Here is a 21,701-nt window from a genome sequence, read left to right as displayed (position 1 = left end):
GCGGCTGGAGTGCCCGGGATGCCGGGGGTGGCTCGGCGTTCCGGCGGCCGTGCCGCGAGGACCGGCGGCCGAACGGGTGGCGCGGCGGATCGACGCGTTCACCCACCGGCACCGCGCATGCGGGCGGCGGCCGTGATGCGGGTGCGGCAGTTCCGGCTGCTCGTGGCCGGGGAGATGGCCGAGGCGGCGGCGGACGCGCTGTTCGGGCGGGCGGACGACCTGTGCGTGGAGACGCTGCCGGTGGGCGGGTCGCTGCCGGTCGTGCCGAGCCTGCCGCCCGGCGACGGGTCGGTGGCGGCCTGGGTTTCGTGGGTGGCGTTCGACCGGGCCGCGCCCACGTTCATCGACGCGGTGGTGTCCGGGGTGCGCGACCTGGACGCGGCGGGGCTGGGGATCGCGGCGGCTCTTCCCGACGACTCGCTGGTCACCGCGGAGGTCGTGGCGGAGCGGGTCGGGTGGGCCGTGGAGGCGGTGCGCGACCGGTTGCCGGCGCCGGTGGGGGCGCATCCGCGGCGGCCGGTGTTCGACTGGGGGGAGGTGCTGGAGTCCGGGTCCGGCTTCGCGTCATTGGTTGATGAGGAGGCGGCGCTGGAGGCCGTGTCGCTCGCGCTGCGGCTGCGGGGGCTCGCGCCGCGGCTGGAGCGGATGGCGGCGATTCGGTCGTTGCTCTGATTTGCTTGACGTGGCGGGCTGTCTAGACGTCGAACTCGCCGTCTTTGGCGCCCGCCACGAAGGCGTCCCACTCGTCGCGGGCTGCCTAGACGTCGAACTCGCCGTCTTTGGCGCCCGCCACGAAGGCGTCCCACTCGTCGCGGGCTGCCTAGACGTCGAACTCGCCGTCTTTGGCGCCCGCCACGAAGGCGTCCCACTCGTCCTGGGTGAAGACCAGGATCGGGCTGGCGGGGTCGGCGCCGTTGCGCAGGCCGATCAGGTCGTCGACGAACGCCACCTCGACGCGGCTGCCGTGGCTGTCGCCGGGGGCCGAGCGCCACACGGCGCGGCTGTTGTCGAAGTCGCCCTTGGGGTGGGACATCGTCATGCGCGTCACCGTACCGCTTCGTCCCGGGGTGACGCTGCGCACGTCCCCCGTTCGCGCTTTCGATCATTACGATGCGGTGATGCGTGTTGGCATCATGGGCGGCACCTTCGATCCGATCCACCACGGTCACCTGGTGGCGGCCAGCGAGGTGGCCGACCGGTTCGGGCTCGACGAGGTGGTGTTCGTACCGACCGGGCAGCCCTGGCAGAAGAGCGAGTTCGCGGTCAGCCCGGCCGAGGACCGGTACCTCATGACCGTCATCGCCACCGCCTCCAACCCGCGGTTCATGGTCAGCCGCGTGGACATCGACCGGGCCGGCCCGACCTACACCGTGGACACGCTGCGTGACCTGAGCGCGGCGTACGGTGCCGAGGCCGAGCTGTTCTTCATCACCGGCGCGGACGCGCTCGGCAAGATCCTTTCGTGGAAGGACGCCGCCGACCTGTTCGAGCTGGCGCACTTCGTGGGGGTGACCCGGCCCGGGTTCGAGCTGAACGCCGCCCACCTGCCGGCCGACCGGGTCAGCCTGGTGCAGGTACCGGCGATGGCGATCTCCTCCACGGACTGCCGCCGGCGGGTCGAGGACGGCAAGCCCGTCTGGTATCTGGTGCCCGACGGGGTGGTGCAGTACATCGCAAAGCGGGGTTTGTACCGAAAAGTCGGAAACATCTGAGGGGCAGAATGTCATACCCGCGTGAGAGGCTGGAACAAGCCCGGTGAAACTGGCCGGGACGGTTCTACGAAGGGAGACCGGTGCCCGCCACTGACCGTGCCCGCGAGCTGGCGCTCACCGCCGCGCAGGCGGCGGCCGACAAGAAGGCCGAGGACATCGTGATCCTCGACGTGGCCGACCAGCTGGTGATCACCGACGCGTTCCTGCTGGCCTCCGCGCCGAACGAGCGACAGGTCCTGTCGATCGTCGACGCCATCGAGGAGCAGCTCGCGCTGCTGCCGGAGAAGGCCAAGCCGGTGCGGCGCGAAGGGGAGCGCGGAGGGCGGTGGGTGCTGCTGGACTACGTCGACATCGTGGTGCACGTGCAGCACACCGAGGAGCGCGAGTTCTACTCCCTGGACCGGCTGTGGAAGGACTGCCCGCAGATCGAGTTCGTCGATCGCGATCTTCCCGCGACCGCATGACGCTGCTCGTCCTGTGGCGGCACGGCCAGACGGAGTGGAACGCGGCCCGGCGGATTCAGGGCCAGACCGACACGCCGCTGTCCGCGGTCGGGGTCGAGCAGGCCGCCGAGAGCGCGCCGCGGCTGGCCGCGCTGCGGCCGACCGTGCTCGTCTCCAGTGACCTGCAGCGGGCCTCGACCACGGCCGGCGCGCTGGCCGCGATCACCGGGCTCACCCCCGCCTACGACCCGCGGCTGCGCGAGCGCGGGTTCGGGGAGTGGGAGGGGCTCACGCACCCCGAGGCGACCACGCGGTGGCCGGAGGCGTTCGCCCGGTGGCGGCGCGGCGAGGAGGTCGACGACGCCGGCGTCGAGGAGATCGACGCGGTGGCGAAGCGGATGGCCGCCGCGATCCAGGAGACGGCCGACGCGGCCGGGCCCGGCGCGGTGATCGTGGTCGCGACGCACGGGGCGGCGGCGCGGTTCGCGACCGTGGCGCTGCTGGGCTGGCCGCTGCTGTACGCGCCGATGCTCGGGGCGCTGCACAACTGCCACCGCACCCACCTGCGGCACGATCCGGTGCGTGGCTGGATGCTGGACGCCCACAACCTGCCGTAGACGCCCACAACCTGCCGTAACCGGCTCGGAACCGTCGGGCTGGGTCTCGCGTTGCCGGATGCCCACAACCTGCCGTAACCGGTCCGGAACCGTCGGGCTGGGTCTAGCGTCGAAGGTGTCATGAGGTTCGTAACGCTGATCGTCGGGGCGGGGCTGGCCGTGGCCGGGCTCGCCGGATGTGCTTCGACGGCGGAGCCGGTCACGGCGCCGCCGCCGTCCATCGTGCCGCCGGCGCCCTCGGCCGTCGTCCCGTCCGCGCACCCGTCGCTGACCCTGGGCTCTCCCCAGCCGCTCATCTCGGTGCGCGGCACCGTCAAGGACGGCGTCGAGCCCGGGTGCATGCTGCTGACCACCGACAAGCAGACCTACCTGCTCGTCGGCGGCGACCGGGCGGCGCTGAAGAGCGGGGCGACGCTTACCGTCTACGGCACGCCCGAGCCCGAGCTCATGAGCACCTGCCAGCAGGGCACGCCGTTCCGCGTGAGCAGGGTGGAGAACTGACGGATTCCAGGCCGGCGGGGCGATCCGCTACCGTGCGGTCATGACCCGCCCGCACCCCGCCGTCGCCGTGGTCACCGACTCGACCGCATATCTGCCGCCGCTGCCGGCCACCACCGCCGGCGGCGGGCTCACCGTCGTGCCGCTCGCCGTGGTCGTCAACGGCGTGCCGGGCCTCGAGACCGTCGACATCGACTCCGCCACGGTCGCCGAGGCGCTGAGCGCCCGGCGGGTCGCAGTCACCACGTCACGGCCGTCGCCGGAGGCATTTGCCCAGGTGTACCGCAAGCTGTTCGACGACGGCGCCCAGGCCGTGCTGTCCGTGCACCTGTCGGCGCGGCTCTCGGGCACGTACGACGCCGCGACCCTGGCCGCCGCGGACTTCGACGGCCGGGTCGAGGTCATCGACACCGAGTCGACCGGGATGGGCCTCGGCTTCCCCGCGCTCGCCGCCGCCGACGCGGCCGCGGCCGGGGGCACGCTCGCCGAGGTGCGCGCGGCGACGGAGGCGGCGGCGGCGCGTACTACCACCCTCTTCTACGTCGACACGCTGGAGTTCCTGCGCCGCGGCGGCAGGATCGGCGCGGCGGCGGCGCTGCTGGGCACCGCGCTGTCGGTGAAGCCGATCCTGCACACCACCGACCAGGGCGTCGTGGTGCGCGAGAAGGTACGCACGGCGAGCCGCGCCCTGGCCCGGCTGGCCGACATCGCCGTGGAGTCGGCCGGCACGTCCGACGTCGACGTCGCGGTGCACCACCTCGCCGCCCCGGACCGGGCCGACGCGCTGCTCACGACGCTCAAGGAGCGCCTCGGGGAGCGGCTGCGCGGGGCGTACCTCACCGAGGTCGGCGCCGTCGTCGGGGCCCACGTCGGGCCGGGCATGGTCGCGGCGGTTATCCACAGGGTTTCCTGAGTTATCCACAGGGGGTCCGCGGGCCTCTCCGGGTCGGCCTAGCCTCCCTGGCATGGTTACCGAGCTCCCTCCAGACGACGAATATCCCTGGGACGAAACCTTCCGGGAGCGCCGAAGACCCATCGCCGCCTTCGATCCGGGGCGGCGCGGGGTGCGGGTGCTGCTGGTCGTGGCCGGGGTCGTGGTGTGCATCTCGGCCGGGCTGGTCTGGTTCTCGCGGCCGCACGTGACCGCGGCGCCTTCCGCCGCCGTCGAGGTCTCCGGCCCGCCCTCGGCGCCGGCCCTGCTCGTCGTGTCCGTCGCCGGGAAGGTCCAGCGCCCCGGGCTCGTGCGGCTGCCCGCGGGGTCGCGGGTCGCGGATGCCGTGGAGGCGGCGGGCGGGATCCTGCCGGGGACGGACATCACGGGCCTCAACCTGGCGCGCAAGGTCGTCGACGGGGAGATGATCGCCGTCGGGGTGCCGGCCGTTGCCGCCGGCCCCGGGTCCGGCCTGGTGAACCTCAACAACGCCTCGGTCGCCGACCTGCAGAAGCTGCCCGGGATCGGGGAGGTGCTGGCGGAGCGGATCGTGGAGTACCGGGAGGCGCACGGCGGCTTCCGGGCGATCACCGACCTGCGGCAGGTCGAGGGCATCGGCGACGCCAAGTTCGCGCAGCTCAAGGACAAGGTCACGGTATGAGCGCCGACCTGCGCCTGGTCGGGGCGGCGCTGGGGTGCTGGTGCGCGGCGATCGGCTCGCTGTTCCTGCCCGCGCGGGGCGGCTGGGCGCTGGCTCTGGTCGCGCTGCTGGTGGTGGCCGCGATGTTTCGCGGCTCGCGGTGGATCGTCGCCGCCGTGGCGGCCGGGGTGGCGTGCGGTGCGGCGGCCACCGCGGCCCGGGTGGGGGAGCGCGACGCCGAGCCGCTGCGGGGGCTCGCCGCGCGGCACGCGACCGTGCGGGTCGGACTGGAGATCACCGACGACCCGCGGCTCGGGCGGAGGTCCACGGTCGTGGTGCCCGCGCGGCTCGACTGGGTCGCCGTCGACGACCGGCGGATCGCGATCTCGGCCCGGGTGCTGGTGCTCGCCCGCGATCGGGGGTGGCTCGGGCTCCTGCCGGGGCAGCACGCCGTCGCGCCGGCCCGGCTGTCGCCGCCCGACGGCGGAGACCTGCGGGCCGCGCTGCTGTCCGTGGACTCCGGGCCGCAGCTGGTCGGGGCCGCGCCGTGGGTGCAGCGGGGGGCCGGCGTCCTGCGGGCGGGGCTGCAGCGGGCCTGCCGGGGGCTGCCGGCCGAGCCGGGCGGGCTGCTGCCCGGACTCGTGGTCGGCGACACCAGCCGGCTCGATCCGGCGCTGGCCGACGACTTCAAGACGACCGGGCTCACCCACCTGACCGCCGTGTCCGGGGCCAACCTCGCGATCGTCGTCGGGCTGGTGCTCGCCCTCGTGCGGTGGTGCCGGGCCGGACCGCGGGTGGCGGCGCTCGTGTGCGTGCTGGCGCTGGCCGGGTTCGTGGTGCTCGTGCGGCCCTCGCCCAGCGTGCTGCGGGCCGCGGCCATGGGCGGGCTGGCGCTCGTCGCGCTCGCGCTGGGCCGGCCGCGGGCGGCGGTGCCGGCCCTCGCGGCCGGGGTGCTCGGGCTGGTCGTGTTCGACCCGGAGCTGGCCGTGGACGCCGGGTTCGCGCTGTCGGTGCTGGCCACCGGCGGCCTGGTGCTCATCGCGCCCCGCTGGACCGAGGCGCTGCGGCGGCGGGGATGGCCGCGGGTGGCGGCCGAGGCGCTCGCCGTGCCGGCCGCGGCCCAGGCGGCGTGCGCACCCGTGATCGCGGCGATCTCGGCGAGCGTCAGCCTGACCGCGATCCCGGCCAACCTGCTCGCGGCGCCCGCGGTCGCGCCGGCCACCATCGCCGGGATTCTGGCCGCGGTACTGTCGCCCGTCCTGCCGTCCGTGGCGGCCTTCGCGGCCTGGGTCGCCTCCTGGCCGGCCCGCTGGCTCGTGGCGGTCGCCCATCGCGGCGCCGGCGTGCCCGACGGGCTGCTGCCGTGGCCCGGCGGGGCGGCCGGCGGGCTGCTGCTCGGGGCGCTGCTCGCCGCCCTGCTCGTCGGGTTCCGGTGGCCCGTCGTGCGGCGCTGGGTGCTCGTCGCGGCGGTCGCCGCCGTGCTCGGGGCCGTGCCCGTGCGCTTCCTCGCCGCCGCCTGGCCGCCGCGCGGGTGGCTCGTCGTGGCCTGCGACGTCGGGCAGGGCGACGCGCTCGCGGTGGCGGCCGGGCCCGGCGCGGCCGTGGTCGTCGACGCCGGCCCGGAGCCCGACCCGGTCGACGCGTGCCTGCGGCGGCTGGGCGTGCGGCGGGTACCGCTGCTCGTCATCAGCCACTTCCACGCCGACCACGTCGGCGGCCTCGACGGGGTGCTGCGCGGCCGGGTGGTCGACGGCCTGCTGGCGCCGGCCTTCGCGGAGCCGGCCGCGGCCCGCTCGGCGGTGCTGGCGCGCGGCATCCGGGCGACGGCGGCGGCGCCCGGGTCGGCGCTGGTCGTGGGTTCGCTGCGGATCGAGGTGCTCGGGCCGGTGCGGCCGCTGACCGGCACCCGGTCGGACCCGAACAACAACTCGCTCGTGCTGGCGGTGACGTCCGCCGGGTTCCGCATCCTGCTGACCGGGGACGCGGAGACGGAGGAGCAGCTCAGCCTGCTGCCGTCGGACCTGCGGGCCGACGTGCTCAAGGTCGCGCACCACGGGTCTGCGTACCAGTCCGAGGAGTTCCTGGCGGCGGTGCGGCCGCGGGTCGCGCTGGTCAGCGTCGGGGTCGGCAACGACTACGGGCATCCGAGCCCGGTCGTGCTGGCGCGGCTGGCGCGCGGCGGGGCGCGAGTCATGCGTACCGATCAGCAGGGCGACCTGGCCGTGGTGCGCGACGGCTCGGGGCGGCTCGCCGTGACGGCCCGCCGTGGGTGACTCGGTGGCGGTCGCGACTGTCGCCGGGCGGCTCGCCGTGCGTGACGCGGTGGCTGTAGGCGGGTCGCCGTGGTGGGCCGCCGTGCGTGACGCGGTCGCCGTCGCGACGGCTCCGGGCGGCTCGCCGTGGTGGGCCGCCGTGCGTGACACGATGGGCCGCGTGTCGAATCTTCCGCACCTTCGCCTGGTGATCGGCGACGAGGAGCTGCTCGTCTCCCGCGCCGTTGCCGAGACCATCGCCGCCGCCAAGGCCGAGGAGCCCGACACCGAGGTGCGGCAACGGCCCGGCGGGGAGCTCGTCGCCGGGGAGCTGGCCGAGATGCTGAGCCCGTCGCTGTTCGGCGGGCGGCGGGTCATCGTCGTGGTCGACGGGCAGGACGCGAAGAAGGACGTGGTGGCGGCGCTGACGGCGTACGCGAAGGCGCCCGAGGACGACGTGGTGCTCGTGGTCACCCACGCCGGCGGGGCCAAGGGCAAGGCGCTCGCCGACGCGATGAAGGCGGCCGGCGCCGACGTCGTGCCCGCTCCGAAGATCGGCAAGCACCGCGAGCGGGTCGACTTCGTGCGCAACGAGATCCGGCGGCAGGGCGGCAAGATCGGCGACGACGTGGCCGAGGCGCTGCTCGCGGCGGTCGGCAACGACCTGCGTGAGATCGTCGCGGCCTGCTCGCAGCTCGTCGCCGACACCGGCGGGCGCATCGACGTGAAGACCGTCGCGCAGTACTACAAGGGCCGCGCCGAGGTGTCCGGCTTCACCGTCGCCGACGCCGTGATGGTCGGCGACACGGCCGCGGCGCTGGAGGCGCTGCGGTGGGCGCTGCACATCGGCGTCGACCCCGTGCCGATCGCCGACGCCATCGCCGACGGGGTCCGGACCGTCGCCCGGGTGGCCGCCGCCGGCAAGGGCAACGCATATCAACTCGCCGGAAGTTTGGGAATGCCTCCGTGGAAGGTCGAACGCGCGCAGCGCCAAGCCCGTGGCTGGACGGCCGAGGCGCTCGTTGATGCCATGCGAGCGGCTGCAGAGTGCAACGCCGCCGTGAAGGGTGGATCTGATGACCGCGGCTATGCGCTCGAGCGGGCGGTGTTCGCAGTGGTCGCTGCGCGCGGTGGAGGTATAGGACGATGACGACGAGCAACGGGTTCGCGCAACAGGCACCGCTCTACGTACGTGCGCTGCGGCTTCGGCACCTGCACGTGGGCGGGTTCGTGAGTTTCCTGCTGCTCGAGTGCATGATCGCCGCCGGGGTGCTGCTGGCGCTGGCGGAACAAGATCTCCGTGCCGCCCAAGGACGCCGCGCGGCATGCGGTGGACGACGAGGTCGTCGACGCCCGGTACGGGATCTCGCCCGCCTCGGACGAGCAGCCGGCGCCCGTTCCGGCCGCGGCGCTGGAGGCGTCCGCGGAGCAATGGACCGACACGGACTCGCACGGCTTCCAGCGCTCGCGGCCACTGCACCCCTCGGGATCGAGTGACCGGGCGGTGCAGGATGCCTCCGCGCGGGGCGGCGGACGGGAGCAGGCGGCTCGCGACCTGGCGGCGCGCGGGGAGGCCTACCGCGCCGGGTAGGACAACGGCGCCGGGTACGACAGCGGCTCTGGGGAGCACCGGCGGTACGACGAGGAGCCGGAGACCGGGGCGCACACGCGGGACGACACGCGGCCGCTGAACCGGGAGACGACCGGGCGGCATGCGCGCCAGCAGCCACCGGGACGGCAACGTCACGTCGGGGCACTTCACGACCGGGCGGCATGCGGACCGGGGCTGGCGGTCGGAGGACGAGATGGCGCGGCAGCGTACCGGCGGGATCAACCAGGGGCGGTTCGCCTGAGTTCGGAGTTTTGTGACGCCGGCCCGTCTTGAGGGTCGGCAGGTAACCGGTAAATCCGATTTATCCGGCGCGTGAGTGCCGGTGGATGTGGCCTTGGAGGGCCGGCGAGATTCGTCTCCCCGGTGTTCCAAGGCCACTTTTTTGCTGCCGCGATCGAGGCCGCCGGGGGAGTGCCGCGGAGGGGGCCGCGGCGTGCGCGGTGGGGGCCGTGGCCATCGGGGTCGCTGGGCGAGTGCCGCGGAGGGAGGCCGGCGTGCGCGGTTGGGGCCGTGGCCGTCGGGGCCGGCGGGGGAGCGCCGCGGAGGGGGCCGTGGCCATGCAGCAGGGTCGTCTGCCCGGCGAACACGTCAGGCCGTCCCCCGGGCCGGAGGTGGGGAATCCGGAGGCCGATCGCACCCGCATGGGCCCTTGAACAGACGGACGGCGGACGCCTTGTCGCCGATTGACGTGCCGGGCTGACGACCGAGCCGGGCATCCGCATCAGGGCACGGCGAAAGCGCCGCCCCACGGCTGTGGGCGGCGCTTTTCGCAGGGCTGAAACTGCGGTCCGCGAAAAGTCAGGCGGACGTCAGGTCGTGCAGCTTCTTGGTGATCGCCGACTTGCGGTTGGCGGCCTGGTTCTTGTGGATCACGCCCTTGCTGGCGGCCTTGTCCAGCTTGCGGGAAGCGTCACGCAGCAGCGTGGCGGCGGTCTCGTTGTCGCCCGCGGCGCTCGCCTCGTGGAACTTGCGGATGGCCGTCTTCAGCGACGACTTCACCGACTTGTTGCGCAGGCGGCGCTTCTCGTTCTGCCGGTTGCGCTTGATCTGGGACTTGATGTTCGCCACGCGACAGCCTCGTCTTGATAGCTCGGGTTGGATTCCTTGAGCGCACGGCACGACGGCGCGTCACCTAGCGCGATGAATCAGGCTACCAGGTCACCCCGCAGCCAGCCAAAACGGGCCGCTCAGAGGGCGCTGCCCTTGAGGTACTGCAACTGCTCCCAGGGTAGTTCCCAGTCCGTCCAGCCGTCGCCGTACTTCACGCGCTCCTCGGTGCCCTTCACGATCACCGGGTCGCCGATGTGGGTCACTCAGGGGCAGTAGGCCGGCAGGCGGACGACGAAGGTGGTGCCCGGCTTCCCGCCGTGGTCCGTGACCGTGATCGTGCCGCCGTGGCGTTCGACCACGGTGCGGCTGATCGCCAGGCCCAGGCCGGTGCCCGGCACGCCCTGGTTGCGGATGTTCGAGCCCCGGAAGAAGCGCTCGAAGAGCCGCGACCGCTCCTCCTCCGGAATTCCGACCCCGGTGTCCACGACGTGCAGAATGACGCCCGCGACGTCGCTGTCCAGGCGGATCTCCACGCGGCCGCCCGCCGGCGTCGAGGTTCGTTGCCGCTGACCACGAACTGGCAGAAGGAGCTCGTGGCCGGCTCGGCGTGCACGCGCTCGAGGTCCGGCGGGAGGCCGTGCCGGCCGACGACGTGCATGCGCTCGTCGTCGACCAGCGTGAGCAGGCCGACCGGGGCCACGACGGGAGCGGGCGGCGAGCCGCACGAGGCCGTCGACCGGGGCCGACGAGGAGCTCAGCAGAAGGCGGGCGCGGGGCAGGGCACGCAGGCGTTCGGGCTGCGTGAGCACGCCGGTATCAAGCTGCGGCATACCACCCTCAACCCGCAGGCACGTAAATCCGATCGTACCGCGAAAAGGGGTAAAACCCGGCTAAAGCCGCAGCTGGGTGGCGCGCGCCAGGGTCGACTCCGGGGGCTCGCCCGACGTCAGGTCGATGTCCTCCTCGATCCGGCCGTCGCCGAGGCGGATCAGCCGGTCGCAGCGGGCCGCGATGTGCTGCTCGTGGGTGGCCAGCAGGACGGTCATGCCGCGCTCGTCGCGCAGGTCCAGCAGCAGGTCGAGGATCTGCGTGCCGTTGGCCGAGTCGAGGTTGCCCGTCGGCTCGTCGGCCAGCAGCAGCCGGGGCGAGCCGATGAGCGCCCGGGCGATCGCCACCCGCTGCTGCTGGCCGCCGGAGAGCTGGGCCGGCAGCGACCGTTCCCGGCCGGCGAGCCCGACCGCGTCGAGCAGTTCCCGGGCGCGGGCGCGTTTGTCGAACCCGACCTTGAACGGCAGGACCGGGGCGATCACGTTGTCCAGGGCGGTCAGGGCGGGCAACAGGTGGTACCGCTGAAACACGAAGCCGACCGTCCGGCGGTACTCGCTCAGACGGCGCCGCCGCAGCGCCGTCACGTCCACCCCGTCCACGACGATCGTCCCCGCGTCGGCCGACTCGATCGCCCCGACCAGGTGCAGCAGGGTCGACTTGCCCGAGCCGCTCGGCCCGGTGACGGCGGTGAAGCTGCCCGCGGCCACCTCCAGCGTCAGCTCGTCGGCGGCGACGATGTCCGGCCCGCCGGTCGGGAAGCGCTTGGTGAGCCCGGTGACGGCGAGCGCGGCCCCGGCGGCGGGCCGTTCAACAACAGGGGCAGACATGCGCGTCACTCCTCGGCGAGCAGGCGGGCGGTGGGCAGGCGCTGGAGCAGCAGCGCGGGGACGATCGCGGCCGCGGTGGCCACCAGCGCGCCGGCCGCGAGCGCGGCGAGCGCGGTCCAGACCAGGCCGGCGGTCACGGTGCCGACCAGCCAGGCCGCGCCGCCGAGGCCGAGCCCGGCCCCGAGCAGGCCGCCGAGCACGCCGATGCCGAGGCCCTCGGCGGCGACCAGGCGGCCCAGGGCGCCGGAGGTCCAGCCGGTGGCGCGCAGCGTCGCGAGCTCGGCCGAGCGGTCGCGGACGTTGAGGTACAGCACGTCGGCGACGGCGAGGGCGCCCAGCAGTACCGTGGCCGCCACCGCGACCGCGTCGACCGAGCGCACCTGCAGCGACACCGCGTCGCCCAGCAGCGTGCCGACGATGGCGCCGTGGAAGGCGAAGGTGATCGCGCCCAGCACCGTGGCCGCGGTGATCCCGATCGCCAGCGCGCACGCGCCGAGCAGGGTCCGCCCGGGCACCCGCAGCAGGTTGCGCAGGCCCAGCCCGATCGGCCCGCGCGGACGCCCGGCCCGCCGCGGCCGGGACGCGACGGGTCGCAGCCCCTTCGCCGGACGCGCCCGGGCGGCGGAAAGCGCCGGCAGCAGCCCGGCCAGAAGAGCCAGAAGCAGCGCTATCGGTACCGCCAGCAGCGCCCGCCCCCACGGCACGCGCACGTCGAGCAGGTACCCGAGCGGCGCCGCGAGCAGCATCGTCCCGGCCCCCGCGACCAGCCCGATCGCGGCGACCTCGCCGAGCACGGCGCCGAACACGCGCCGGGCCGGCCAGCCGAGCGCGGTGAGCGTCGCCAGCTCGGTGCGCCGGTCGCGGACCCCGGCCGCGACCGCGTTGGTGAGGAACAGCGCGCAGACCACGAGTACCAGGACGAACAGCACGACGCTCTTGCGGTCCACGGCGCTGACGATCGCCGCGGCGACCCCCTTGCGGGTCCACAGCTCCGACAGCCGCAGCGCCGGGCGGCCGAACTTGCCCGCCGAGATGTCCACGGCCTGCGGCTGGGGCGACGAGCCGTACGTGATGTCGACGTCGAGCCCGGTCGCGGCGGCGATGCGCTCGGCGACGACCCGCACCCGCTCCCGCGCGGCCGCGTCGAAGCCGTGCACCCCGGCCACCCGCACGCGCACCGCGGAGACCGGGGCCTTGCGCGCGGTGCTCAGCCCGAGCGTCTCGTAGAGCTGGTCGAGCAGGGCGAGGCTGGTCAGCAGGGCCGGCGGGGTGGCCAGGTAGCCGGCCGGGTTGCCGTTGGGCCGCAGCGCGCCGCCGCCGAGCAGGTCGCGGGTGCGCTGGTCGCCGCCGGTGGCCTCGGGGGCCTGGTAGGTCTCCATCGGTACCTTGCTCAGCGGGTCGAACGTCTGCACCCGGCCCGGGTCGTACACGCCGGTGATCTTGGCGTAGCCGAGCTTGCTGGACTGCGCGACGGTGCGGTACGAGGTGTCGTAGAGCTGCCACGGCAGGTGGACGCCCTCGATGTCCTTCACCCGCCACGCCTCCGGGTTGCTCGCGACGGGCACCGCGCTCAGCGAGCCGTCCGGGGCCTCGACGTAGTCGACGCCTCCGACGCGCATGAACGGGCTGAGGAAGGTCAGGTCCCCGACGGCCTGCGGGCGTGACTGCACCGTCCGGGTCTCCAGGTTCGGGCCCGTCATCGCGTCGAGCGTGGCCAGGGCGTGCGGGGGCGTGTCACCGGGCGGCGCGGCGCTCAGGGGCACCCGGCTCAGGCCGATGCGCAGGCTGTTGTCCGGGTAGGGCCGCTCGACCGAGAGCACCGGCACGATGGGCTCGTCGACCGGTGCGGGCGCCCGGCCGAGGGAGTCGGCGGGGCCGAGGTACTGCCCGGCCGTGAGCGTCCGGTCCAGGCCGACCAGCCGCGCCTCGGCCGCGGGGTCGATGGCGGCGAGCAGCATCGGCGTCTTCCAGGTCAGCGTCACCGAGGCCGTGTCCGTGGTCACGACCTGGTCGGCGTGGTCGCCCATCGAGCCCTCCTGGAACCGGCCGTCCGGCAGGAGCTGCAGGATGGTGAGCTGGGCGCCCTGCAGGTCGCTCATCAGGTTGCTCATCTCGCCCATGTCGATCCACTGGCAGACCGGCGCGCCGTCCTCGAGCACGGCGAGCGAGTCGTCGCAGAGCTCCGCGCCCGGGCGGACCGAGCCGTCGCTGAACTGGATGCCCGACGAGCTGGCCCCGTCGATCTTCGGCCAGGCGAGCCGGTGCTTGGTGACGTACAGGAACTCGGCCCGGCCCTGCGCGCTGCTCAGCCCGCGGTCGGCCAGGAACGTGCGGTCGACGCGGATGAGCTGGCGGTCCAGCGTGCGGTCGACCAGGGCGGTGACGTCCACGGAGGCGAAGCGGGTCTGGTTGGCGTAGCCGACCATGGCGATCGGCGCGGCCACATCGACGCCGTCGAGGGCGGCGATGCGGGCCGCCTCGTCGGTGGTGATCCCGCCGTAGATGCCGCTGAGGGAGTTCGGGCGCACCTTCTGCCGGTCGTCCTCCAGGTGCGTGCGGGTGCCCTTGGGGCGCACCAGCACCTGGTACGCGGCGTCGGCGCTGCGGTCGACCTCGCCGGTGACCTGCAGCCGGGCGGTGTCGGTGGCGCCGGTGAGCACGGTGAAGCCGGTGGTGGCCACGAGCACGCCGAGCAGGAGCGCCACCGACCGGCCGCCGCGTCCCCGTAGATGCGCCCAGATGAATGGGATCACGTGCCCTACTCTGGACTACTGCATTGTGACAATGCAAGGGGGTAGAGTCTCGGGGCATGCCGATCCATCACGCGGTGCTGTCGCTGCTGTCGCACGGGCCGAGTTACGGCTACGAGCTCAAGGGCGCCTTCGAGACGGCGGTCGGCCCGCAGTGGGGCCCGCTGAACATCGGCCACCTGTACCAGATCCTGGACCGGCTCTCCCGCGACGGGATGGTGGTGTCGCAGCGGCACGCCCAGGCGATCAAGCCGGACCGCGTGGTCTACGAGATCACCGACGCCGGCCGCGGCGAGCTGCGGCGCTGGCTGGGCGAGGCGTCCCCGCGCAGCGGCGGGTTCCGTGACGACTTCTTCCTCAAGGTGACGGCGGCGGCCCGCTCCGGCGACGCCGACACGGTGAAGACGGTGCTGACCCAGCAGCGCACCTATCTCATGCGCGAGCTGCGCAACCTCGACGGCCTGCGGCGCAAGGCGGAGGACCCGGTGGTGGCGCTGCTGCTCTCGGCGGCCACCCGCCACGTGGAGGCGGACCTGTCCTTCGTCGAGGACGCCGACCGCGCCCTGCTGCGCACCCCGGGCGCCCTCCCCGCCGCCCCGCCGGTCCCCGATGCCGACGCGGCCGAGCGCCTGCGGTCAGCGGGGTAGCAGCGCCTCGGCGCGCAGGCCGGGGATCTCGAACGGCTCGCCCAGCAGCTGGGCCGCGGCCAGGCGCGCGAGGGCCGGGGCGGTCTGGATGCCGGTGCCGCCGAGGCCCGCGAACCAGTAGAAGCCGTCCTGCTTCGGGTCGGGGCCCAGGATCGGGTTGCGGTCGGGGGTGAACGTGCGCAGCCCCGCCCAGCTCGTGCGCACCCGCTCGAGCCGCAGCGTCGTCGCGGCCGTCACGCGCTCCAGGGCCACGCTCACGTCCTGGGGCGCGGCGACCGCGTCGGTGGGCGGGCTCGGGGTCTCGTCGGCCGCGCAGATCAGCAGGCCGCCGCGCTCCGGGCGGAAGTAGTAGCGGTTCGCCACGTCCACGACCAGGGGCCAGCCCGGGCCGATGCCGTCCGCGGCCGCGATCGCGACCGTGCGGCGGTAGCTGGTCAGGCCGGCGACGGGCACCTCCAGGCGGGCCGCGACGGCGTCGGCCCAGGCGCCGGCGGCGTTGACGATCCGCGCGACGGTCAGCTCGCCGCGGTCGGTGGTGACCGTCCACTCCGCGCGGGCCGGGTTCCAGACGCCGGACTCCAGGCCGACCGCGGTGCGCAGGACGGCGCCGGCGGCGGTCGCGCGGTCGCGGTACTGCTGCTGCAGCGCGTCCACGTCGACGTCCTGGGCGGTGCGCTCCACCGCGGCGCGGGCCGTGGCCTCGGGGCGCAGCGCGGGGCAGAGGGTCTGGGCGGCCGCCGGGTCGACGGCGCGCAGGGAGGGGTTCGCGGTCAGCAGGTCGTTGAGCGCGCCGAGGTGGTCGGGGCCGGCGACCCAGACGAGCGGCCGGGCCCGCAGCAGCGGCGTGCCGGACTCGGCCCCGAGCGCGTCGAGAATGGTGCGCGCGGCCCGGGCGAGGGCGCGCTGCTCCGGGGAGCCGAGGCTCTCCGAGAACGCCGCGACCGAGCGTCCGGTCGAGTGGTACGCGAACTGGTTCTCCCGTTCGAGCAGCACGATCCGCAGCTCCGGGCGCAGGCCGCCCGAGCGCTCCACCATCCGGCCATCCAGCTCGGCGAGCTCGGCGGCGAGGGACAGGCCGGCGACGCCCCCGCCGATGATCGCCACGTCTGCGCGTTCGATTGTCCAATCATTGCAGGGCCGGGCCCGATATCGCAGGGAATGAAGCGCGCTCAGCCGGGTAGCGGCCGCCGGTGCAGACCTCAGGCAATTTTGCGGCGCTGGCCGAAGGCTGGCGCGACGCCGCGGTGCTGGTCGTGGGCGACGCGCTGCTCGACGGCTGGCTGTGCGGCACCCCGGCCCGGCTGAGCCGGGAGGCCCCCGTGCCCGTGATCGCCCTGGACGCCACCCGCGAGGTGTGTGGCGGCGCGGCCAACACCGCGGCCAACTTCGCCGCGCTCGGCGCGCGGACCACGCTCGTCGGCGCCGTGGGCGACGACGACGCCGGGGCCCGGCTGCGCACGTGCGTGTGGGACGCCGGCGTGGCCGACCGGCTGGTGACCGCGGTCGGCCGCCGTACGGTCACCAAGCGGCGGGTGGTCGCCGACGGGTACATCCTCGTCCGTTTCGACGACGGCGACACCGGCGCGCTCAGCCCGGTCGCGATCGAGACGCTCCTGCGCCGGCTGGACGAGACCCTGAGCGCCGAGCCGCGCCAGGACGCGGTCGTCGTCTGCGACCACGGCGCCGGCACGCTCGGGCCCGAGGTCCGGGCGCTGCTCGCGGCCCGCCGCCTCGACCTGCCGCTCTTCGCCGTCGACGCGCACGACCTGGCGGTGTGGGCGCCGACCGGGCCCGACCTGGTCACCCCGAACCGGGGCGAGGCCGCCCGCGTGCTCGGCCGGGAGGCGGGGGAGTTCGACCGGGAGCGCGACCGGGGCCAGCTGCTGCGCCGTACCGGGGCCGCCGTCGTCGCGGTGACGCTGGACGCCGAGGGCTCGGCGGTGCTCAGCCTCGACGGGGAGACGGTCGGGACCGCCGCGCCCCCGGCGCCCGTCGCCCACGCGGCCGGGGCGGGCGGGGCCTACCTGGCCGGGTTCGTGCTCGGGCGGCTGGCGGGAGCGGGGCTGGCCGAGGCCGCGGATGTCGCACAGCGTTGCGCCTCGATGGCGATCCGTGGCGTCGGTACCGCGGTGGTGCCGGACCGGCTCGGCCTGCTGGAACGGGCGATATGACCTTTCGGTCCGGATGAGATAAATTGTGGTCGATGTGCGACCTAACCCTCGACGTCCGCGTGCGGGCCGTCCCCGGCGCAGCGCACGACCACCCGGACCTCGCGGCCGTCGGACTTGAACGTGACGCGGGACTGCGGCCCCGGCGCACGGTCGGCGCTCACGATGTGGAATCCGGCGGCGGGGCTGAGGTAACGAACCCGCACCTGACTTCCGTCGCAGCCGGCGACGATGTTCCCGCCCGGCGTGCGCAGGATCTGTGGCGCGTCCGGCGAGGGGGAGGGCGACGGCGTCGCGGGCGCGCCCGGGGCCGGTCGGGCCGCCTTGAGCAGGGCCTTTCGCCCCTGGACGCTCGCGTTGAGCGCCAGGGCGGTCAGCCCGCCCGCGCACAGCACCCAGGCCAGGATGGCCACCACCCAGCGTCCACGTCGCATGTCGCCGGGCTGCCCCGCGGCGCCCGCCGTACACCGGTCGAAGGGCGGGAAAAGGGGCTAGACCGCTTCGTACCCCTGACGACCTTGCTGGTGACTTCCGGCCCAACCTGTCCGTATCATGCCCGAGGCGCCACCCCTCTGCCCCGCGACCCCAGCGAGGAACCGACCGCATGAGAAGCCCTTCGTGGAGAATCCGTACCTGGTCGATCCGCGCCAAGATCATCACGCTGCTGCTGCCCCCGCTGGCATCGCTCGTGGTGATGTGGGTGTTCGCGACGTCGCTCACCACCGGGGCCGCGGCCGAGCTGTTCAACAGCAAGACGTACTCCGATCTGTCGAGCAAGCCGTCCGAGAACGTGATCGTCGCGCTGCAGCGTGAGCGGATGCTCACCCAGGTGTTCCTGGCCACCGGGCGCCAGGAGGGCCGGCCCGAGACCAAGGCGCTCAACGAGCAGCGCGCCAAGGTCGACGAGGTGCTCACCGACTTCCGCCGCCGGGCCGACGACGGCAACCTCCAGGACGCGATCCCCGAGGTGTCCCGGGCCCGCCTGCGCGAGGTCATCAACCAGTTCGACCAGCTCCCGGCCGACCGGGCCCGGATCACCTCGGGCCAGATCGCGCGGGCCGAGGCGATGGACGTCTACAACTGGCCGATCGACGCGATCTACCACTGGTACGACTCGCTGCCGGGCGTCAGCGACGCCCAGCTCACCCGCAACGCCCGCATCGTCATCGCCACCAGCCGCGGCCGCGAGCAGCTCGCCCGCGAGGACGCGATGATCAACGGGGTGGCCGCGGCCGGGCGGTTCCAGAACACCGAGAGCTCCGACCTGATCGCGACCATCGGGGCCAAGCGCAACGTCTACGCCGACGCGACCTACGACCTGCCCAGCAGCGGCCAGGAGATCTGGGACCCGATCGTCACCAGCGACTCGTACAAGCGTGTCCAGGACCTGGAGAACAAGATCCTGTCCGACGCGCGGCCGGGCGCGGGGCTGCCGATCGACATCGCCGCCTGGCGGGACGCCTACGACAAGCTCTTCGCCCAGCTGCGCAACTTCGACCTGCGCTTCGGCGACGTCATCGTGGCCGACGCCGGCCCGGTCGCGACAGGCATCCTGCTGCGCGTCGTCGGCGCCGGCGTGCTCGGACTCCTCGCCGTCGTCCTGTCGATCCTGCTGTCGATCCGCATCGGTCGCTCGATCATCCGCCGCCTGGTCGGCCTGCGCCAGGACGCCCAGGACCTCGCCGACGTGCGCCTGCCGGCGCTGGTGGCCCAGCTGCGCCGCGGGGAGAAGATCGACGTGGTGACGGCGGCGCCGCCGCTGGAGTACGGCGCCGACGAGATCGGCAAGGTGGGCAACGCGTTCAGCGCCGTGCAGCGCACCGCCGTGCAGTCCGCGGTGCAGGAGGCCCAGGTGCGGCAGGGCCTCAACGAGGTCTTCCTCAACATCGCCCGGCGCAGCCAGACCCTGCTGCACCGCCAGCTCGGCCTGCTCGACCGCATGGAGCGGCGCACGACCGACCCCGAGGAGCTCGAGGACCTCTTCCGCGTCGACCACCTCGCCACCCGCATGCGCCGCCACGCCGAGGACCTGGTCATCCTGGCCGGCGCCGCGCCCGGCCGCGGCTGGCGCAACCCGGTGCCGATGGTCGACGTGATCCGCGGCGCGGTCTCCGAGGTCGAGGACTACGCGCGGGTCGGGTTCCTGGCCCTGCCGGAGGCGTCGCTGGTCGGCCGGGCCGTCGCCGACGTCATCCACCTGCTCGCGGAGGTGATCGAGAACGCCACCGCGTACTCGCCGCCGCACACCCGGGTGCAGATCAGCGGGCAGCTGGTGCCGAACGGGTACGCCATCGAGGTCGAGGACCGCGGCCTGGGCATGGCGCCGGAGGCGATCGAGGAGGCCAACCACCGGCTGGCCCAGCCGCCGGAGTTCGACCCGGGCAACTCGGCCCGGCTCGGCCTGTTCGTGGTGGCGCTGCTCGCCGCGCGGCACGGGGTGCGGGTCACCCTGCGCGCCTCGGCGTACGGGGGCATCACCGCGGTCGTGCTGATCCCGCCGCACCTGATCACCGGGGCCACGCACGAGCTGACCGCGCCGACGCCGGCCGAGGAGCGCCAGGCGGCCGAGGAGGCGGTGCTGGAGCTGGAGGCCGCCGACGTGGTGCGCCCGACGATCGAGCTGGTCCCGCCGCTGGCCTCCACACCGTCCGCCTCCGCGTCGCCGGCCGCCACGCCGTCGGCCTCTGCGCCGTCGGCCTCCGCGTCGGCGGCCGAGCAGCCGGTCGAGTACTTCGTGCCCCAGCCGGGCGCGCCGACGCCGGCGGTACCGGCCCCGGCAGTACCGGCCCCGGCAGTACCGCTCCCGCGGGTGTCCCCCGAGAACCGCCGACCCGAACCCGAATCCGAGCCCGAGGACGCCGAGCTCACCGACGACGGACTGCCGCGCCGCCGGCGGCAGGCCAGCCTCGCGCCGCAGCTGCGCGAGCGGACGGAGGAGGAGCGCACCGTCGACGGCATCCCCGCGGCCCAGTTCGCGACCACCTCGGTCGGCGGGCGCTCGCCCGAGCAGACCCGCGCGATGATGACGTCGCTGCAGGCCGGCTTCACCAAGGGCCGCCGCGACGCCGGGCAGATCCCGCCCGGCGACGACCCGAACGCACCGGAAAGGGACGCATAAGTGACGCACTCGACGAGCCGCACCGGCAAGCTCGACTGGCTCCTCGACGATCTCGTCGAGCGGGTCGAGTCGGCGCAGCACGCCGTGGTGCTCTCCGCCGACGGGCTGCTCATGGGCGCGTCCAGCGGACTCGGGCGCGACGACGCCGAGCACCTCTCGGCCGTCGCGTCCGGTTTTCAGAGCCTCGCCCGCAGCGCCGGGCGGCAGTTCAACGGCGGCTCGGTCCGCCAGACCATCGTGGAGATGGACAACTCGTTCCTGTTCGTCACCGCCGCCGGGCAGGGGGCCTGCCTGGCGGTGCTCAGCGCCGCCGACTCGGACATCGGCGTGATCGCCTACGAGATGGCGATGCTGGTGACCAGGGTCGGGCAGTACCTCACCGCACCGTCACGACCGGGCCTCTCGCACGATGCCACGGGGTGAGCCGGAGCGTGATCACGCCTGGATGGACTCCGACGCCGGCCCCGTAGTCCGGCCGTACGCCGTGACGGGCGGTCGCGCCCGTCCGGCGGTCGGCGCCTTCGACCTGGTCGCCTTCGTGGTGAACCGGGCCGACGGCTCGGGCGAGCTGAACCTCCTGCCCGAGCAGCGCGCGATACTGGCGCGCACCAGTGAGCCGGTGTCGGTCGCCGAGCTCGCCTCCCACCTCGACCTCGCGCTCGGCGTTGTGCGCGTCCTGCTCGGCGATCTGCTGCAGCAGGAGCTGATCGAGATGTACGAACCGGAGTACGACCAGTCCGTCGGGCCGCAGCGGCCCGACGATCGCATCCTCAAGGCGGTTGTCAATGGCCTCCGAGCGCTCTGACGGTCACGTTCCCCTCGCGGTGAAGATCCTCATCGCGGGTGGGTTCGGCGTCGGCAAGACCACGCTCGTCAGCGCGGTGAGCGAGATCCGCCCCCTCCAGACAGAGGAGGTGCTCACCAACGCCGGCGTCGGCATCGACGACGTGCACGGCGTCGAGGGCAAGCGCACGACGACCGTGGCCATGGACTTCGGCCGGATCAGCATCAACCAGGACATCGTGCTGTACCTGTTCGGCACGCCGGGACAGGACCGGTTCTGGTTCCTGTGGGACGAGCTGGCGCTGGGCGCGCTCGGGGCGGTGGTGCTGGCCGACACCCGCCGGCTGACCGACTGCTTCCCGTCGGTGGACTACTTCGAGCGCCGCTCCACCCCGTTCCTGGTCGCGGTGAACTGCTTCGACGGCGTGCAGAAGCACAGTGCGGCGCAGATCGCCAAGGCGCTGGACCTCGACCCGGACGTGCCGGTCGTGCTCTGCGACGCGCGGGACCGGCGCTCGGTCAAGGACGTGCTGATCGCGCTGGTCGAGCACGTCATGACGCTCAAGCAGGTCGCGGCTTAGGTCCTGTCCTGCTAGCCGCTCGGCCTGCCGGCGGATCTCCGGCACGGCGGTCGTCTCCCACCAGGCGCCCCGGCGGGCCGGGCCGATCGTGAACAGCCGCTCCGACGGTCCGACGAGCCGGCCGCACTCGTCGACGTCGAGGCCGCGGCCGGTGTCGTCGCGCCGGGCCAGGCCGTCGCGCAGCAGCGCGCGGCCGACCTCGGTGGCGGCGATGCCCTGGGGGCCGGTGCAGTTGACCACGGCC

25 protein-coding genes are annotated in these 21,701 nt (G+C 74.1%); 17 read left to right on the top strand and 8 right to left on the bottom strand.

Going from position 1 to position 21,701, the window contains the following annotated elements; genetic code table 11:
- The first annotated feature begins 117 nt into the window (after positions 1 to 117).
- Entirely contained in the window at positions 118 to 672 is a 555-nt protein-coding gene (locus ACPPVO_RS54920; RefSeq protein ID WP_426507543.1) for a hypothetical protein, read from the top strand.
- A 148-nt stretch (positions 673 to 820) separates the two neighbouring features.
- On the opposite strand, the gene ACPPVO_RS54915 is transcribed toward ACPPVO_RS54920, so the two are convergent.
- Positions 821 to 1,033 carry a DUF397 domain-containing protein gene (locus ACPPVO_RS54915; RefSeq protein ID WP_426514876.1) on the bottom strand — a complete coding sequence of 71 codons (213 nt, stop codon included), beginning with the start codon at positions 1,031 to 1,033 and terminating at the stop codon, positions 821 to 823.
- A 100-nt stretch (positions 1,034 to 1,133) separates the two neighbouring features.
- On the opposite strand from ACPPVO_RS54915, the gene nadD reads away from it, so the two are divergent.
- The 10 genes from nadD to ACPPVO_RS54865 all read left to right on the top strand — a co-directional run bounded on the left by nadD (position 1,134) and on the right by ACPPVO_RS54865 (position 8,946).
- Positions 1,134 to 1,712, top strand: a complete 579-nt coding sequence (gene nadD, locus ACPPVO_RS54910) for a nicotinate-nucleotide adenylyltransferase (protein WP_426514875.1) — start codon at positions 1,134 to 1,136, stop codon at positions 1,710 to 1,712.
- A gap of 80 nt (positions 1,713 to 1,792) precedes the next feature.
- Positions 1,793 to 2,176 carry a ribosome silencing factor gene (rsfS, locus tag ACPPVO_RS54905; RefSeq protein ID WP_426507542.1) on the top strand — a complete coding sequence of 128 codons (384 nt, stop codon included), beginning with the start codon at positions 1,793 to 1,795 and terminating at the stop codon, positions 2,174 to 2,176.
- Positions 2,173 to 2,772 carry a histidine phosphatase family protein gene (locus ACPPVO_RS54900; protein WP_426507540.1) on the top strand — a complete coding sequence of 200 codons (600 nt, stop codon included), beginning with the start codon at positions 2,173 to 2,175 and terminating at the stop codon, positions 2,770 to 2,772. Before rsfS ends, ACPPVO_RS54900 begins: the two co-directional genes overlap by 4 nt.
- A 120-nt stretch (positions 2,773 to 2,892) precedes the next feature.
- Positions 2,893 to 3,273, top strand: a complete 381-nt coding sequence (locus ACPPVO_RS54895) for a hypothetical protein (RefSeq protein ID WP_426507538.1) — start codon at positions 2,893 to 2,895, stop codon at positions 3,271 to 3,273.
- 40 nt (positions 3,274 to 3,313) lie between these two features.
- Complete coding sequence (locus ACPPVO_RS54890; RefSeq protein ID WP_426507536.1) at positions 3,314 to 4,183, top strand: DegV family protein; 870 nt, start codon at positions 3,314 to 3,316, stop codon at positions 4,181 to 4,183.
- A 52-nt stretch (positions 4,184 to 4,235) separates the two neighbouring features.
- On the top strand, positions 4,236 to 4,862 hold the full coding sequence (locus ACPPVO_RS54885) for a helix-hairpin-helix domain-containing protein (protein ID WP_426507534.1): 627 nt from the start codon (positions 4,236 to 4,238) through the stop codon (positions 4,860 to 4,862).
- A complete protein-coding gene (locus tag ACPPVO_RS54880; RefSeq protein ID WP_426507532.1) occupies positions 4,859 to 7,114 on the top strand; it encodes a ComEC/Rec2 family competence protein in 2,256 nt (751 codons plus the stop codon). The genes ACPPVO_RS54885 and ACPPVO_RS54880 overlap by 4 nt, the downstream gene beginning before the upstream one ends.
- 151 nt (positions 7,115 to 7,265) lie before the next feature.
- Positions 7,266 to 8,243, top strand: a complete 978-nt coding sequence (gene holA, locus ACPPVO_RS54875; RefSeq protein WP_426514874.1) for a DNA polymerase III subunit delta — start codon at positions 7,266 to 7,268, stop codon at positions 8,241 to 8,243.
- Between the two features lie 150 nt (positions 8,244 to 8,393).
- Positions 8,394 to 8,684, top strand: a complete 291-nt coding sequence (locus tag ACPPVO_RS54870) for a hypothetical protein (RefSeq protein WP_426507531.1) — start codon at positions 8,394 to 8,396, stop codon at positions 8,682 to 8,684.
- Positions 8,685 to 8,805: 121 nt separating this feature from the next.
- The gene (locus ACPPVO_RS54865; RefSeq protein ID WP_426507529.1) at positions 8,806 to 8,946 is read left to right on the top strand and encodes a hypothetical protein; all 141 of its coding nucleotides are present in this window, start codon (positions 8,806 to 8,808) and stop codon (positions 8,944 to 8,946) included.
- 557 nt (positions 8,947 to 9,503) lie between these two features.
- On the opposite strand, the gene rpsT is transcribed toward ACPPVO_RS54865, so the two are convergent.
- The 5 genes from rpsT to ACPPVO_RS54840 form a co-directional block, all read right to left on the bottom strand.
- Positions 9,504 to 9,773 (bottom strand): 30S ribosomal protein S20, encoded by a 270-nt coding sequence (rpsT, locus tag ACPPVO_RS54860; RefSeq protein WP_426507528.1) that lies wholly within the window; start codon positions 9,771 to 9,773, stop codon positions 9,504 to 9,506.
- A gap of 119 nt (positions 9,774 to 9,892) precedes the next feature.
- Positions 9,893 to 10,018 carry a hypothetical protein gene (locus tag ACPPVO_RS54855; RefSeq protein WP_426514951.1) on the bottom strand — a complete coding sequence of 42 codons (126 nt, stop codon included), beginning with the start codon at positions 10,016 to 10,018 and terminating at the stop codon, positions 9,893 to 9,895.
- Positions 10,019 to 10,288, bottom strand: a complete 270-nt coding sequence (locus tag ACPPVO_RS54850; RefSeq protein ID WP_426507526.1) for a sensor histidine kinase — start codon at positions 10,286 to 10,288, stop codon at positions 10,019 to 10,021.
- 357 nt (positions 10,289 to 10,645) lie between these two features.
- Complete coding sequence (locus ACPPVO_RS54845) at positions 10,646 to 11,410, bottom strand: ABC transporter ATP-binding protein (RefSeq protein ID WP_426507524.1); 765 nt, start codon at positions 11,408 to 11,410, stop codon at positions 10,646 to 10,648.
- A gap of 5 nt (positions 11,411 to 11,415) precedes the next feature.
- A complete protein-coding gene (locus ACPPVO_RS54840; RefSeq protein WP_426507522.1) occupies positions 11,416 to 14,163 on the bottom strand; it encodes an FtsX-like permease family protein in 2,748 nt (915 codons plus the stop codon).
- Between the two features lie 56 nt (positions 14,164 to 14,219).
- On the opposite strand from ACPPVO_RS54840, the gene ACPPVO_RS54835 reads away from it, so the two are divergent.
- On the top strand, positions 14,220 to 14,807 hold the full coding sequence (locus ACPPVO_RS54835; protein WP_426507520.1) for a PadR family transcriptional regulator: 588 nt from the start codon (positions 14,220 to 14,222) through the stop codon (positions 14,805 to 14,807).
- Here the strand turns inward: ACPPVO_RS54835 and ACPPVO_RS54830 are convergent.
- Positions 14,796 to 15,911: an NAD(P)/FAD-dependent oxidoreductase gene (locus tag ACPPVO_RS54830; RefSeq protein ID WP_426507518.1), complete on the bottom strand. Its 1,116-nt coding sequence runs from the start codon at positions 15,909 to 15,911 to the stop codon at positions 14,796 to 14,798. The two genes, ACPPVO_RS54835 and ACPPVO_RS54830, sit on opposite strands and share 12 nt — an antisense overlap.
- A gap of 86 nt (positions 15,912 to 15,997) precedes the next feature.
- On the opposite strand from ACPPVO_RS54830, the gene ACPPVO_RS54825 reads away from it, so the two are divergent.
- Positions 15,998 to 16,978, top strand: coding sequence for a bifunctional heptose 7-phosphate kinase/heptose 1-phosphate adenyltransferase (locus ACPPVO_RS54825; RefSeq protein ID WP_426507517.1), 981 nt, complete (start codon positions 15,998 to 16,000; stop codon positions 16,976 to 16,978).
- A 41-nt stretch (positions 16,979 to 17,019) separates the two neighbouring features.
- On the opposite strand, the gene ACPPVO_RS54820 is transcribed toward ACPPVO_RS54825, so the two are convergent.
- The gene (locus ACPPVO_RS54820; RefSeq protein WP_426507515.1) at positions 17,020 to 17,409 is read right to left on the bottom strand and encodes a hypothetical protein; all 390 of its coding nucleotides are present in this window, start codon (positions 17,407 to 17,409) and stop codon (positions 17,020 to 17,022) included.
- A 170-nt stretch (positions 17,410 to 17,579) separates the two neighbouring features.
- Here ACPPVO_RS54820 and ACPPVO_RS54815 point away from each other — a divergent pair, with 170 nt between their 5' ends.
- The 4 genes from ACPPVO_RS54815 to ACPPVO_RS54800 are packed head-to-tail and all read left to right on the top strand — an operon-like array spanning position 17,580 to position 21,457.
- Positions 17,580 to 20,093, top strand: coding sequence for a sensor histidine kinase (locus tag ACPPVO_RS54815; RefSeq protein ID WP_426507513.1), 2,514 nt, complete (start codon positions 17,580 to 17,582; stop codon positions 20,091 to 20,093).
- Positions 20,094 to 20,516, top strand: a complete 423-nt coding sequence (locus ACPPVO_RS54810; protein WP_426507511.1) for a roadblock/LC7 domain-containing protein — start codon at positions 20,094 to 20,096, stop codon at positions 20,514 to 20,516.
- Positions 20,503 to 20,898 (top strand): DUF742 domain-containing protein, encoded by a 396-nt coding sequence (locus tag ACPPVO_RS54805; RefSeq protein WP_426507509.1) that lies wholly within the window; start codon positions 20,503 to 20,505, stop codon positions 20,896 to 20,898. Before ACPPVO_RS54810 ends, ACPPVO_RS54805 begins: the two co-directional genes overlap by 14 nt.
- A complete protein-coding gene (locus tag ACPPVO_RS54800; RefSeq protein ID WP_360385083.1) occupies positions 20,879 to 21,457 on the top strand; it encodes a GTP-binding protein in 579 nt (192 codons plus the stop codon). Before ACPPVO_RS54805 ends, ACPPVO_RS54800 begins: the two co-directional genes overlap by 20 nt.
- Positions 21,458 to 21,701: the final 244 nt, after the last annotated feature.

It is taken from the genome of Dactylosporangium sp. McL0621 (assembly GCF_049995355.1).
Lineage (GTDB): Bacteria > Actinomycetota > Actinomycetes > Mycobacteriales > Micromonosporaceae > Dactylosporangium.
This window is presented reverse-complemented; position numbering and strand designations above follow the sequence as displayed.